Here is a 14,148-nt window from a genome sequence, read left to right on the forward strand (position 1 = left end):
AGTTGAAACGCGCTTCTCTTGCCGTTTTGGTCGAAGACCCGTCGTTGGCACTCGGCATAGTTCTCATGCTCAGAGGGCGTTCAGGAATTCCAGAAGCCGGTCGTTTGGTCGAAATCGCTCGGCCTTGGCGCGTTCGTACGGCTTCAGCTTTGCGAGTGTCGATTCCTTCAGTTCAAGATGTGCATGAAGATAGGTCAGCGTCGTTTCCATCGCCTCATGGCCCAGCCACAGGGCAATGACCGAGCAGTCGACGCCCGCCTGTAGTAGCTCCATGGCAGCGCTGTGCCGCAAGACGTGGGGCGACACCCGCTTCGAGCGGAGGGAGACGCAGTGCTCGCGCGCTTTGGCGACATATTTGTTCAGCAGTGCCTGCACGCCGTCGGCGCTGAGCCTGCCACCGTGCATATTCGGAAAGAGAGCCGTTGCGCCTCGCTTCCCTGGTTCCTTGAGCCAACGCCGGAGGGCTTCCTGTGCAACCTTTGTGAGCGGCGTACTTCGCTCTTTGCGGCCCTTACCGACGCATTGCACATGCGCACCGCGGCCGAGCATTACCGAGTCTCGGTCGAGGTCGATGACTTCCGAAACCCGCAGCCCCGTTTGCGCGGCCAGCAATAGCAGAGTGTAATCGCGGCGTCCCAGCCACGTGCTTCGATCCGTGCAGTCCAGGATCGATTCAATCTCGGGCCTGGTTAGGAACTGAAGCTGCCGCTTGTCGCATCGCTTGCTGGGGATCGCGAGCACGCGCTGGATGTGGGCGCTATGTGCCGGCTCCTCGAACGCCGCATATCGGAAGAAAGATCGAATGGCTGTGAGGCGGAGATTCCGGGTCCTCACCGAGGCGGCTCTCTGCGTCTCGAGGACTTCCAGGAATGCGCCGATGAACGGAGCGTCCAAATCCCGCAGTGTCAATTGAGATGGGGACCTCCCAAGGCGCGCCTGCGCGAACGCAAACAGGAGCCTGAACGTGTCTCGATAGGAGGCAATGGTGTTGGAACTTACACCTCGATGCTTCATGAGCCGATCTGTGAACCACCGCTCGATCAGCACGGCTAAGTCGTTCGTTCGTCTCATGACCGAACCTCCCACCGCTTATCCAATCGCCGAACGGCATGATTCATCAGCTCCGGCGCGGCGGACAGATACCAGTAGGTGTCGCGAACATTGGCATGGCCGAGGAAGGTCGAGAGTACCGGCAGCTCGCGTTCCACATCTTCGCCAGCGCGATGCCAGTTGATCAGGGTTTGGACGGCGAAACGGTGACGAAGATCGTGAACCCGCGGGCCACCGCGATCCCCCTCCTGCCGTAAACCAATTTGCCGGGATAGTCGCCAGAACACCCGGTGCACGTATTGATGCAGCAATCTGCCGCCCTGTTCGGCGACGAAGAAATAGGGACTGCGCGGCGTGCCAAGGTGTGCATCGCGTCGGGCAGCATAGTTTGTAAGGACAGCGATTGTCGTGGCATGCAGCGGCACCAGCCGTGACTTGCCGAACTTTGTCTCTCGGATAGTGAGGACGCCCTGCTCGAGATCGACGTCGGCCCGGAGCAGGCCGAGCGCTTCAGAATGGCGCAGTCCGGCGACCGCTATCAGTCCGAACAGGCAGTGATACGTCCAGCGTCGAAGGGCGTTGGCTGGCGGCAGCGACAGTGCTGCCGCCAGCAGCGCCTGAATCTCAATGTCGCTATAGATGTAGGGCTTTGTCCGCCGTGCCGGCGGCACTGCGTCGCTCGGTGGCACTTCCGTCAGAAGATCGAAATGACTGAGGTGCTGGGCAAAGCAGCGCACATCAGCCAGGCGGATGGACCAACTCGGCTGTCGGCCCATCGACGTCACCCACTGCATTGCCAGGTCCGACGTGATGGTCTCGGCGCCGCGGGCTTCCATGAAGGTGACGAATGCCGACAACCGTCGTGCCGGCCCATCATATTTGTATCCCAGCCCTTGGCGCATGCCGACATAGCGGTTGAGGGCAGTGCGAAGCCGGCTCATTGGACACCTCCCGGCCAGGGCAGGCTCAGTCCACGCAGCTTGTCAACATCGAGCTTGGCATAGATCCTTGTGCTGTCGATGCTTCGATGACGGAGCAGTTGGCCGATCTCGGCAAAGCTGGCACCCGACCGTAAAAGGTCGGTCGCGAGGCTGTGGCGGAAAAGATGGGCGCCGTGATGGGCATAGCCATCAATGCCTGCCCGCTCGAGTGCCTGCTTCGCGATCATCGTGATGGCGCAGCCGGAGGCAAAGCCCACGTGCGGCGCAAGTGTTCGCAAGAAAACTCGCCGACACGCCGAAGCGGGACGCCCATGCCGGATATAAGCCACGATAGCTGTTCCGACGTCGTGACGCAGCGGCATAGTCGCTTGCCGCCGTCCCTTTCCGTGTACGAGAATCGTGCCCGACTGCCAGTCGATATCATCGAGATTGAGGGTAGCAACTTCGCTAGCGCGCAAACCGAGCTTGGCCAAGATCATCAGAACCGCATAGTCCCGATGTCCCATTGCCGTCGTCCGGTCACAGGCATCGAGAACCTTCTGGACCTTCTCTGGCGGCAGGAAGGTTGGAAGGCCGGCAAGTCGCCAGCGGCGGATGGATGGCACGCAATCGGCCAACGCCGTCGAAATGAAGCCCTTCAAATGCAAGTAGCGCAGTAAGGCACGCACGACTCCGCACATTGCCTTGCCGCTGTCGGCGGAGCCATCGAGCGCATGTCGTTCGACATACCCGATGACAATCTCCGGGGTGAGCGCTGCAAACCCATTCGCGCCGGCAGGACAGACCTCCCGCAGAAATCGAAGTGACAGAAGCTTGTAGCTCCCCACCGTCGAGGCGGCGAGCCCTCTCTCATTCGAGAGATATGCCCCGAATACATCGACGATCTGCTCGTGCTCAGTGCGCTCAACCGGAAGCGCACCTGGTATTAAGCCCTCTTCCCGTAACGCTGAAAGCACGCGTCGGAGTGCCGATCGGTCGCCCGTATCGGGACTCCAGTGTTTGAAGCGATGCTCAAGAAAACGATCGACATAAGCTTCGCTCAAATCCTGCGGGGCATATCCATTGCCAACATGCCAGTCCATCAGGTCTCGAAACAGGCTCAGCGAGCGCCACGTGCATTGCCGACCCAAGCCTTCTTTCGACATGCTGGCGGCGTAAACACGCGCAAACTCCCGATACGGACCGTGGAGCAGCTTCCGATATAGGGCGCTGCGATTCAAATAGTCAGTTGTGTTCATGTGTCCTCTCCTTCGCGTCAATTGCGACGGAGAGACCCTAAGCTATGCCGACTGGGCGACCGCTATGCTGCCGGAAACGTTGGAAAAAACTTGATTAATAGGCATAGTTCGCCGGTCGGCATAAAGTGCCAAGCTCAACGACGTCGATCCGCAGGCTTGGCTTGCTGACCTCCTGGCCCGCATCGCCGACACGCCAATCAGTAAGCTCGAGCAATTGCTTCCGTGGAATTGGCAGCCGCACGGATTGAAAGCTAAAGCAGCCTAACCTGCGGCCTTCACCGGATGCTTACCCTACAGTAAACTGACTCGTAGCATTGCACCAGGTTGGGTCCGCCGGGTGGCGTTCAACGCGGCACATACCCCTCCAAATCCGGCAACAGGACGACGCTTTCCTGCTCCTTCGGGTCGGTGCGGGCGATGACCGCTGTCGCCGGCCGGTCGCTGAGATTGGCGGGAAGATGCGGAACGCCAGCCGGAATATAGAACATCTCATCTTCGCGAACGATGACGTGTTCTTCCAGCTGGTCGCCGAACCAGCAATGCGTCTCTCCGGAAATCGCATAGATCGCTGTCTCATGCGAGGCGTGCAAATGCGCCTTGGCGCGGGCGCCCGGCGGTATGGTTAAAAGATGCATGCAGATCCCCGTCGAGCCCACTGTCTCGGCCGCAATCCCTTCGAAATAATTGAGACCCTGTTTTCCGGCATAGGTGCTGCCGGGCCGCACGACACGGCAGGTGGGCTTCGATGAGACACTCGTGGCAGTTATTTTCGGGGATGGCACGGATTTCTCAGTGATCATTTTGACGCGAAACGTTGGTAGTTTGGGAATATGGCAGCAGGGATGAGCTCATTTGCCGGGGGGCGACTTGACAACTCGGTGTGTGCCCCCCTAGTTTAGCTATCATCGCGACAAAGTACCTGAGCCGGTGCGATCCCGATTCATCGAGCGGTCGCAAATTTCGGCTCTCGGCGAACTAAGCTTTTCCCTATCATTCGACGATCGCGATTCGTGCAATTCATTCAACCTGGATCCACCGCCATCATGAACGTGGCGATCGTCGCCGACGAACCCGGATCCGGCTTGATGGACGACGGTCATATCCGATTCGAGCGGCCCATCAAGTTCGTTTCCAAGATGACTGTTGGTATTTTCCCGCTGCGACCGCGAGGGGTTAGCTGAAGGGTGCTGCCAGGCCTGTTTATGGAGGGCACGTTCCGCGGCACGTAATACTTGAGCCTCGAGTTCGCGTCCACTTAATGTCTTCAATTCTTTACCGACCGTAACTCCGAGGATTTTTTTGGAGACCTCTTTGATTTCGGCGTTCAGGTATGTCGCTTCCGCTTTGTATATCTTCCCAAACGTGTGCTTGCTGCTCTTTAGCTCCCCTGTAGCGTCATCGTAGACGGCTGAACGCTTGTTGAGGAGGCTTCGATGTGCGGAGACATCCCGACCTAACTCGTGGCCGTCCTTATCCAGCCGGGATCTATATGATTCACTGAAAGCTCCGCCAAGCTTGCGGATACTTGTTCTAGATGTTTGTCGATCCGGTGCCTTTTGTGAAGACATCGAATAGCCCATCCGTTTGCTTGCAATGAGCTCCAGATTACCCTTGTCATCGCGTTCGAAAGTCTTTTGTTGGGAGCCCTCCCGACGCGTTAAAACGCGATAAAGCCTCTTCTCCAGGCCACTCTCATAAGGACGTCCGATTTCCTCGGAAATGGGATGCAACGCCCGTCCAGTAAGTCTGCGCCGATCGATGTATCGGGTGCGCATCAGTTCACCGTTTTCGTCCCGCTCCCATTTTTCTTCGAAGGCACCGGCTTTGCTTTTGATATGTTTCTCGCTCAACACGCCGTTCTGGTCGTAGTCATAGCGACGGACACTATTCCAGTCAGACCTCTCGTAGTGAATAAGCCGAAGGGAGCCAGTTGTTTGATCTCGAATGAAAACCTTCTTCTTCTTTTTTATGAGACCCCGACTATGGGTCAATTCTCCATTGCTATCGACCCGCAGTTGCTCGCTGCGAAACGGCTTGTGGGCGATCACACCACGGAAATCTGCATCGAGCTTATTGAGGAGTTGCAGTTTCGAGGCATATTTTTTCAACGCCGGCGGCGCTTCAAGTCGCGCGCGCCTTTCCTGCGCCTCGCGTTCCACAAGGTACGCCTGCCCTAACTGATCAACCAGGCGTTCATCAGAATTGCGCGTGGTCGCTGTAGAAGATTTCTGCGGGGCTTTTTTATTTATACTGACCATTAGGTGGGCCTTCCCTGTGCACGCTTTATCGATGCTCGTTTAAAAATTCGCTCGTCAACCAAGTGCTTTCGTCGGAGAAATAATCGAATATTCAGACCAAGTTCTACCGGCTGAGATCAGAATTTGACCTCCCTCGCGGTGCCCGGGTTAAGTTCGCGCGAGCATCGCGGTAAGCCTTCTCAATCGATCCAGCGATTCCTTCCGCTTTTACCATCTGGTCGTGAGCACTGAGAGTTTCGGGAAGGAGCTCAGTGCGGATTTTTTGTTCGATCTGAAGAATGTCCGTGGCCAGTTGTTTATTGCTCCGCTCGTGCGGACCTTCGGATGTCGACGCAAGCCCCAAATGCTCCTGCGCATGGATGCGTTCGTCGGCGTAGAGTCTCGCAAGCTGGGGTCTCTTCGCCATTGCATCGAAGATTTGTGACTTGTGTTCGAGTTCCAACTGGTTGTGCGCCGCTGCAATCGCGTAGGCTGCATAATGGCGACTGTCGTAGTTGATAGGCCCGTCTACCTTGAAGTATTCAATTGCTCTGTCGATAAGGCGTCTCTTGTCGGCCCTCTCGAGGTCACTCAAATGGGACGTCATCGACATAATCGCCTCCGCCTGCTCACCGCCTTCCGACATATTGAGAATGTGATTGACGATCGCTGTTTTCCTGGCGGGCGATTGGAACTTCAAAGTTGGACCAATTGTCCTGATGCGCTGGCTCGCCAGCGCAAACTCGCCAGCAGGGTCCGGTTCCGGATAGTTCGGATACTCGGCAAAGCCGTTCCGGGGTACAGCCAGGTCATACAATGCCTTGCTTGAGGCACCCAGTCGATTTACGCTTCGGTGGAACGTTCCGACATCGCTCTGATCGACCGATGCCCGAACCGACGGGCTCGCAAGTTTAAAGCTTGTGAGGTTGGCTGCCGTTTCGACTGGATCGTCGGTCGGCAGATGTTTGGCAACTTCCACCAAAATGTCATTCGGTAAGGTGGCTGCACTTTCGGTCTTATCACCACCGAGGACCGAAAGCTCGCGTTCCTGCATTTTCTGGCCGTCTTCGAGCATAACTCACACTCCAACGCGGATCAAGGATATGCGAAGTCTAACACCTGCGCTTAAGGCGTTGAATGGACATCGTGTTTCAACTGAAATTCAGGCCCTGGCGATCGATTGCACTACGGCGCGTTTTTTGCGGGGGATTTCAAAGAGTAGCAGTACAGCCTGCGGTTCAAATGCTGAACCATCATTTTTAAGCATCGATACAAAGTCCGCTAACGATGGTCATCTCCAGCTTTGTCACCGTTGTAATGCTTTGTCCCGACCGCGATCGCGCGGATCATAAACCCGTCGTTCATCAAACTCGTGAGTTGCTTTTTCAACTTCTGCGCTCGACGATTGGGCTTTCAAGGGTGAAGTGCCTATTGAGGCGGCAGTCCGGTTCAACGCGGAAACAAGCGCAGCTTTTTTCTTCCGCAACCCAAGTGTCTTGGCCTCCAGGTCCTTCTTGACGTCATAAAGGGCTAAAAACTCTCGATAGACTTGCTGCTCACGCTCGCGTGTTGGCCATCTTCCTGTCAATGCTGTTTCGCGAGCGAGTACAGCTTCTGTCTGGCCACGTGGCCCAAGGTGCAACAATTCCGGAGCTTGCTCTTTACTGGGCGGAGAAAGTACCGGATCGCGGCTTACCGTATAGTTGTAGCTAGTAGTCGCGACCTGAAGCGGCATGATAACCCCATCTGGCGTTTCGCTCTGCAGCCCGTCGTTAGCGAGCTGGTGTGCGTAGCCTAGCTGGTTTAATTGATACCCGTTTGACGCCGTTGCACCTTCCGTGGACGCAACAGGGTCCGATAGAGTTGCCCTTTGATCCGAGCGGTAACTTGCGTCATCTGGCCAGCCGCGCCCCACCAGTCGGGTCCGCCCCCTTCCCGTACCAACATGTTGTCGATGAAGTTCCTTGCATTCGAGATAGGCGGGCATAGGCCTTTCCAGCCGCCGGCCCTCTTTGGTCGAGCGCAGGGTATCGTGGACAACCTTGAACCCGAAAATATGCTCCGACTCGTATTTCCCGGTCTCGGTCGCAAGCCGAGCTCGTTCGTTTTTTCGACTTCCATAAGTGCCGATATTGTCGCTTCTCGAGCAAGCGGCTTTTTCTGGCTGAGTGGACTGAACCGTCAAACAACCCTCGTGAGACGACAGTCTTTCCGCACTTGAAATTACGTCATAGGCCGTTGCTTTAGCGCCTCGACGGCTCTTGGCACCCAGCCGTTTAACTTTGCTTACCTCGTCGAGGCGATTACTGTCGGCGATGCTGGCGGTTTGGTCTGCATCCCTCCCAGAGGGCCCGAAATATAGAGCACGTCTTGCTTCCAATTGTGCGCACGTCAGGTTTTGCACGTGAGTCGGCTGTTGTGCTGGCTCACGTGCGAGACTAGGCGAGCGCGCTTCCGGTTGATCACCTAAACTGAGGCGGGACTTATTGGTCGTGCTTGCTTGCGACAGAAGACCAGTCGCCCCGCCATCCTCAGACGGATCATGTTCATCGGGAATCCAGGCCGCCGGGTCGAGCTCTGCCAGGCGCGCGTTCACCACCAGATTTTGCCACCGCGGCTGGGCTAGCTGCCTCCACCGTCCGTACGCCTGACGCTCCGCATCCCCAAGCAACATTCCCTCGTATAAAAAGACTGAGGAAGATGTCTTCCCGATCATCCCATTCGAAACGGCACCGCCTTCGATAGCAGCTTGGCGCGCGACTATGATAAGATCTTCCCAGGTGGGCCGGTCCGGCCTGCTCCAACGATCATGCGCAGCGCGCTCGGCTGCTCCGAGCGCCACTCCATCGTACACGAAGAACGCACGCGACACCTGCTCGGCGTTAATTGGGACGCCCGAGATGCGCCCGGACTCGTTGGAAGAAACGTCGTTGCCTGGTTGGTGTTCGCACCACGTCGGAGCAGACTGGTGCAATTCCGCAACGCGTGCGTCCACAACCAGGTCTTCCCATCCTGGTTGCGCGGGCTCGAGCCATTTTTCATATGCTAGGCGTTCCCCCTCCCCAAGCGGGACGCCTTCGTACTCGAAGACCGAGGTGTCATTTGATTCGTTGAGCCAGGTGGAGGTGTCGATTGCGTCAAGACGGGCGTCAACTATCAGGTCTTTCCAGGATGGCGGTTGCGGTTTACTCCAATTCTCATATGCTTCGCGCTCAGGCGAGCCGAGTCTCATCCCATCAAATTCGAATGGTTCAGGGAAACCGTTCTTTTGACCAATGGAGCTTGTCCGCTTACGCTTAGGCGCCTCCGATCGGAATTCCTCTTGAAGGGGACTACACTCATTCGGAATTGCAGCAGAGGTGTTTAGCTCTTCAATACGCGCGTTCACAACGAGTTGTTGCCAACTGGGCTGTCCCGGCTCCACCCATTCCTCGTAGGCATGCCGTTCCCCTTCCGCCAGAGGAACACCATCATAAACAAAAGTTGAAGAGGTACTTTCTCCGACATCGACATTCCAAGCGAAACTGTCAATCGCGTTCAGGCGAGCGCTCAGTATCAGGTCTTTCCAACTCGGCCGGTCCGCTCTATCCCATGTCTCGTACGCGGACCGCTCGGCTGCGCCCAGTCTCATTCCATCGTAAGCGAATTGCGCAGATAAATTTTCCCGGTGATCCATTTGGCCGTCAGATGGGGAGCAAGCAAAACGGTTCCAAGGCTCTTTGGGATGAAGGACAGGCGTAACCCCTGCGCGAACCTGGGGCGAGGATCTAGCCGACCCGGCGTATCCAGTTTTTGAGCTTCCCGACGGTTTCATGGCGATGTCTCATCAATTGGCAACCTTCAACGTTGGTAATGCATTCCCGAAACGGGACATCTGACGGCGCTAACAAGACTCGATCCGAAGCGGTATCACATCGAGCTTCAAGTGCCGGAGGCTGTTCTACCTCGTAGCTGGAGCGAAATGATCTGGTCGAGGAGTTCGCGCTGCGCCAAAAGAGCCGGAGCAATTTCCGGAAGCTTCTCAGAGGTTGCGGCGTCCGCGCCTTGGTATTCCCGCTCGTCATCAACTTCGTTTGAACGGGGGCGAACTTCTATTGGCATTACTCCATCAGCCACAGTTCTGTTTTGGGGGGAAACGACTTCCCCATGGTCGTTCTCTTCAATCTGCACCGGTTTTTGCGAAGTTGTATCGGCTGTTCCCTGGTCGAGCTTGCCTTCAACGAGGTTTGTGTCTCCCGGCAACATCAAAGATGCGGGCTCGGGAAGGGAACCGTGTTGGCTTTCGAAAATTCGCTTCAATATGAAATCCGAATAATATCGCACTTTTCTCAGTTTGAGGGGAGGTTGGCCTTTGATAAGGACTATTTCATAATCGTCGTCGAGTAGGCGGACTTGTTCGGCGCGCAAAAGCGGTGCTCCTTGGTCGGAGATTTGGATGTTATGATCAAACATGCGCGCTTGGCTGTACGACGTTGAGCGAGCCTGGAATGTGTAGTCGCCGATAGCTTTGGAAATGTAGTTGGGCGTCTCGTCATCAGCAGTCGCCATGAATACCTGCACACCCGTATTGCTGAGAAAATTTTGCTTACCAGCTTCATCATAAGTTCCTGTCAAAGCCGAAAGACTCTGAATAATAAACATGAAGCGGCCCTTGTAGCCGGCGATCGTCGTAATTGCCGTCTCCACAGCTTCCAGCTTGCCCAAGTGCTTGAACTCATCGAGGAGAAACAGAACTTCGTGCCGTTCATCTCCAAGTGGCAGCGATCGCTGCAGGATTGATACAACCTGCTGGAAGAGAAGACGCATCAAGGGCGCTATGACTTCGAGATCGTTCGGGCTGACACAAAGATAAATACAAGTCCTCTTCCGCCGCAGATCGTAGACGGAAAAATCCGAGGTGCTTGTAGCCGCTTTAACGAGTGGATCGGCCCAAAGATTGAGTCCGCCGTCGCCGAGCACCGATGTGTAGGATGTCAGGATTTTGGTGTCATTCCCCGCCATATTGTCGAAGATACGCTGAGCCTCTTTGTTTTGTGTTTCCTCCGCGAGTTGCGCAAATAGTTTGTACTTTTCACCCGGCTGAGCAAACAGATCGTAAACGGCACCGATCGTTGGTGTGCCGCGCTCAATGCAACTCAATATGCCTGCTACGAAAAGATCCCGTGCCCCGTCGATGAAACCTTCGGCTCCCTTGCCTTTGGCTGTGATGAGATTCGCAGCGAGGCGGCGCGTTTCTGTAAAGCGCCGTTCGGGCGGCAACGCGGCAATATCCAGCACGGGATTGTAACAATGCGTTCGCCGCTCTGGATCTAAGGGCGAGAACTTGAAAACCGCGTCGCCACTTGATTTACGCGCCCTCGATGTGAGTTCAAATAGCTCGCCTTTCACATCCAAGGCAATTACTGAGCCCTTGAAGGTTAGCAACGTCGGGATAACGACGCCGACACCCTTACCAGCGCGAGTTGGCGCGACAACAAGGCTGTGAGGTTGTTCTCCGTTACTTAGGTAGCTGCCAAACCAACGTGGTCCACATGTCTTGCCGAAGATGGGACCCGTGACGTGACTGTAGCGCCGGAGGTACCTGGCGTGCCGCATCTCGCCGGAGCCGGCCCAGCGAGCAGTGCCGTGATGTTCGCGCTCGCGCATCGATAACAGTAGTTGGCATAGCAACACGAGCGTTGACGTCGCAACGATGATGGCTAGTCCGCGATAGAACGTAGGACTTGCGTATCCCAAATAAGGCGGTGTCTCGTACAGGAACGCAAAAACGTTGAAAGTCATCATCGTTTCGCCCGTAAAGCCATGGCGAAATGTGACATAGAGACTGGCCGCACAAAACCCCACGGCCAATGAACATGCTATGCTCGCAGCCAGGCCTATTGGCGTGTACTTGCCTGAATTCATCACGTGACCACGCTCCGTTTATCCTATTGGACGGCTGTTTGCTTTACGGGCAGCTGGATCTACAGCCCATACCTTTCGCGCACGCGCGGTTCCAAGGTTCTCTTACCACCCTGCGCGTCACGGCCGTCCCCGTTCCGGCCCATCGACTGATCTGCTAACCGGTCGGCCTGTTGCGCGCGATCTTCGTTTCGTCCGTCAACAGTTTTTGCGTTTGAAGTTCCAGGTTCCCGCAGGTGGTCGTGGACAGGAGCGGGACGTAGGAACTCGATGAAAAGGTTTTCGGCGCCGTTCGCAACCTTGGAATTATAGGTTTCCGGCGTCATGTAAGCATTGGCTGGCGATTTGAGCCAAACATTTTCCGCGCCATACGTATTCGTTACTGTCGCAAGCTTTTCCAGCCTGAGAAGTTTTGGCCAAAACGCGAAGAAGGTTCCGCTATGATGCTGAACCATCACCTCTGGATTATGCACGCCTGCCTGCCGCGGGAACTCATAATCATGTTCACTTACCCGTGGTCCAGCAGGTGTATCATAAAAATATTTGCTATCGGACTTCAATCCGCTGAAGGTATTATCGGATAGACCGAGCGCTTTCATTCGTTCGTAATACTTTTCGGATCCGAGATGCAAGAGCAGCTGATTTCGGGGCATATAGGATCGTTGCGCGCTATCCGCTTTGACGAGGATCACACTGTTTTCCAACTCCTCCGCAGTCGGCCACTTCTGCAATCTTTCGAAGAGCTGCTTGCCTGTTTCAAAACGAACAACGTGCTCCCAGGGGTAAGGCCACCGCGGAACTGGCTCATTCCCGATGAGCACTTCGTCACCAAGCCGTTCAGCATCGAAAATCGCTTCCGTCGGCATGCGTCGCGGCTGGTAAGCATAGGACGCGCCAGGACCTTGCTGAATCTGATAATCTGACGAGACTTTTCGTTTCCCTTTATCCGAAACATCTCGCCGTATATCGGCACACGACGCCTTCCCGATCCGCAGTGGACCCGCAACGTCCGAGCCAGGAAGTTCCGTATGGGTAGCCTGCGGCAACCTAGGTACTCCGCTTTCGAGCGTGATAGGTGCCGCCCTGGCGGCGCTTGTTCCCGAAACGGTAGTGGGCGAGCCCGCCTCCTCGATAGCCTCGTTCAGTTTGAGCCTATGAGATTTTCCCCCGACAACCTGCTCGGAGCGAGATCTCTTCGAGCGCGGTTCAGAGATTGCGTCAATCCTTACCAGATCCTCGTCGGTCAACTCCGGCAAGCCATCGAACTTCATCTCTGATGGGCTCGGGTCCTGCCGAGAAGCTTCCTCATGGAACGCAGGATTCGTATGCCGGCCGCCGCGGCCCACGGTATAATCTTCGGCTGAGAAAGCATCGTCCAACCTGACTGGCTGAATAGTGTTCGCACCTTCCCGCCCCGTAGTCGGGCGGGGTCCAGAGAGTGCGTCGATCCGGGCTAAGTCCTCTTTGGTCAATTCGGGGAAGTCGTCGGACTTCATTTCTGATGGGCTCGGGTCCTGCCGAGAGGCCTCCAACCTGACCGCATGAATAGTGCGTGCAACATCCAGCCTCGAAGTTGAGCGGGCTTCGGAGAGTGCGTCGATCCGTGCCAGGTCCTCGTCGGTTAATTCCGGGAAGTCGTCGGACTTCGTTTCTGATGGGCTCGATTCCTGCAGAGAAGCCTCCTGACGGAACGCAGGATTCGTAAGCCGGCCGTCGTGGCCCGCGGCAAGATCCTTGCGTGAGAAGGCATCATCCAAGCTGACCGCATGAATAGCGTGCGCAGCATCTCGCCTCGAAGGAGAGCGGGCTCGCGAGAATGCGTCAATCTGCGCCAAGTCCTCGTCGGTCAACTCGGGAAAGGCGTCGAAGCGTTCCTCCGGTGAGCCAAGCGAACGAACTGAACCTTCATGGATCGATCCTGAAGCTGTTTGGCCACCGGTTTCGGTCGCGTCGTCGGAATAGGCACTGTCGGCGAGGATTTGGGTGCTTTCGACGCTGGCGGACCCTGCCTCAGTGCTTAAATTCGTAGCGGCTACGTCAGGAGGAACAACCTGAGTACTGAGCGGTGAACTGCTGTCGGCGAGCAAATCAAGGTCATCTAACCCTGGCCAAGATAAGCCTTGTTGGATCGACGGAAGGCTATTGGTCTCGCTATCCCCGCTTTCTACCATCCAATATGGTGCGCCGTCGAATGTTTCTTCAGGCTGGCCCTCTCCAGGAATGATCACATCATGACCTGAACCAAAAGCGCTTGTGGCAATAGGTTGTGTCGCAATTTCGTGCTGAGATTGCGTACGGCTCTCTCCAGTCCCTTCGATATTATCCAGCTCCATCCCAGACCGGTGCGGCCCTTGCGAAGCCGGCGTCGCGGTCGAGCTATCTTTCATAGCCAAAGACGCGGCAATAGTTCCCACCTGCATTCCCGAGCTGGTACTCCGCTTCGCCATTGATTCACTTTGATCACCGGTTTGCTCGTGTTCGCGCAGCTGCTTTCTTTCCCCCTTGCCAAAACGTGACGACGACGTCGCCTCGTGGTCCGCCCTGGCAGTGGACTGCATTTCAATCTCCCGCAGGTATTGCATGGCCGTACGAAAATACCCCTTGCTCCTCGGAAAGACCGCTGATTGGCCAGCCGGAGCTTCGGCTGATCTCACCGGGAGTATTTCTGCTGTATTCGGGGCATGGGTTGTCGGCCGTTGATTTTCGGGGGAAGTGCCTGGAAGGTCGCCGGCCCCACCAGTAATTAATGGCCGTAAGGAACTGGTCGTTAAGTGTTCTCTG

General features: G+C 56.1%; 9 protein-coding genes and 1 pseudogene. 1 reads left to right on the top strand and 9 read right to left on the bottom strand.

All coding sequences use genetic code 11. From position 1 onward, the window contains the following. Positions 1-69: 69 nt before the first annotated feature. From PL640_RS23615 to PL640_RS23625, 3 genes are read right to left on the bottom strand one after another with little or no spacing between them, the layout of a single operon-like run. Positions 70-1,071: a tyrosine-type recombinase/integrase gene (locus tag PL640_RS23615; RefSeq protein WP_077768105.1), complete on the bottom strand. Its 1,002-nt coding sequence runs from the start codon at positions 1,069-1,071 to the stop codon at positions 70-72. Beyond that, positions 1,068-1,991, bottom strand: a complete 924-nt coding sequence (locus tag PL640_RS23620) for a tyrosine-type recombinase/integrase (RefSeq protein WP_077768106.1) — start codon at positions 1,989-1,991, stop codon at positions 1,068-1,070. The genes PL640_RS23615 and PL640_RS23620 overlap by 4 nt, the downstream gene beginning before the upstream one ends. Continuing rightward, positions 1,988-3,229, bottom strand: a complete 1,242-nt coding sequence (locus PL640_RS23625) for a site-specific integrase (RefSeq protein ID WP_012476048.1) — start codon at positions 3,227-3,229, stop codon at positions 1,988-1,990. Before PL640_RS23625 ends, PL640_RS23620 begins: the two co-directional genes overlap by 4 nt. Positions 3,230-3,353: 124 nt before the next feature. Here PL640_RS23625 and PL640_RS23630 point away from each other — a divergent pair. Beyond that, positions 3,354-3,494 (top strand): annotated as a pseudogene (locus PL640_RS23630) (transposase domain-containing protein); the annotation flags it as partial. Between the two features lie 79 nt (positions 3,495-3,573). Here PL640_RS23630 and PL640_RS23635 read toward each other — a convergent pair. From PL640_RS23635 to PL640_RS23660, 6 genes are all read right to left on the bottom strand, one after another. After that, positions 3,574-4,029 carry a cupin domain-containing protein gene (locus PL640_RS23635; RefSeq protein WP_012476047.1) on the bottom strand — a complete coding sequence of 152 codons (456 nt, stop codon included), beginning with the start codon at positions 4,027-4,029 and terminating at the stop codon, positions 3,574-3,576. A gap of 102 nt (positions 4,030-4,131) precedes the next feature. Continuing rightward, entirely contained in the window at positions 4,132-5,487 is a 1,356-nt protein-coding gene (locus PL640_RS23640) for a hypothetical protein (RefSeq protein ID WP_012476046.1), read from the bottom strand. 103 nt (positions 5,488-5,590) lie between these two features. Then, positions 5,591-6,541, bottom strand: coding sequence for a hypothetical protein (locus tag PL640_RS23645; protein WP_077768107.1), 951 nt, complete (start codon positions 6,539-6,541; stop codon positions 5,591-5,593). 231 nt (positions 6,542-6,772) lie between these two features. Continuing rightward, positions 6,773-9,142 (bottom strand): virA/G regulated protein, encoded by a 2,370-nt coding sequence (locus PL640_RS23650; RefSeq protein WP_236771576.1) that lies wholly within the window; start codon positions 9,140-9,142, stop codon positions 6,773-6,775. Between the two features lie 245 nt (positions 9,143-9,387). Then, on the bottom strand, positions 9,388-11,370 hold the full coding sequence (virD4, locus tag PL640_RS23655; RefSeq protein ID WP_012476043.1) for a type IV secretion system ATPase VirD4: 1,983 nt from the start codon (positions 11,368-11,370) through the stop codon (positions 9,388-9,390). A gap of 59 nt (positions 11,371-11,429) precedes the next feature. Next, entirely contained in the window at positions 11,430-13,925 is a 2,496-nt protein-coding gene (locus PL640_RS23660; RefSeq protein WP_173992072.1) for a virA/G regulated protein, read from the bottom strand. Positions 13,926-14,148 lie beyond the last annotated feature (223 nt).

Source organism: Agrobacterium sp. ST15.16.024 (assembly GCF_027956545.1).
GTDB classification, from domain to species: Bacteria; Pseudomonadota; Alphaproteobacteria; order Rhizobiales; family Rhizobiaceae; genus Agrobacterium; species Agrobacterium cucumeris.

Excerpts from the sequence above, each read along its gene's own strand:
- PL640_RS23615 (WP_077768105.1), bottom strand. The coding sequence starts at position 1,071 with ATGAGACGAACGAACGACTTAGCCGTGCTGATCGAGCGGTGGTTCACA.
- PL640_RS23620 (WP_077768106.1), bottom strand. The coding sequence starts at position 1,991 with ATGAGCCGGCTTCGCACTGCCCTCAACCGCTATGTCGGCATGCGCCAA.
- PL640_RS23625 (WP_012476048.1), bottom strand. The coding sequence starts at position 3,229 with ATGAACACAACTGACTATTTGAATCGCAGCGCCCTATATCGGAAGCTG.
- PL640_RS23635 (WP_012476047.1), bottom strand. The coding sequence starts at position 4,029 with ATGATCACTGAGAAATCCGTGCCATCCCCGAAAATAACTGCCACGAGT.
- PL640_RS23640 (WP_012476046.1), bottom strand. The coding sequence starts at position 5,487 with ATGGTCAGTATAAATAAAAAAGCCCCGCAGAAATCTTCTACAGCGACC.
- PL640_RS23645 (WP_077768107.1), bottom strand. The coding sequence starts at position 6,541 with ATGCTCGAAGACGGCCAGAAAATGCAGGAACGCGAGCTTTCGGTCCTC.
- PL640_RS23650 (WP_236771576.1), bottom strand. The coding sequence starts at position 9,142 with ATGGATCACCGGGAAAATTTATCTGCGCAATTCGCTTACGATGGAATG.
- virD4 (WP_012476043.1), bottom strand. The coding sequence starts at position 11,370 with ATGAATTCAGGCAAGTACACGCCAATAGGCCTGGCTGCGAGCATAGCA.
- PL640_RS23660 (WP_173992072.1), bottom strand. The coding sequence starts at position 13,925 with ATGCAGTCCACTGCCAGGGCGGACCACGAGGCGACGTCGTCGTCACGT.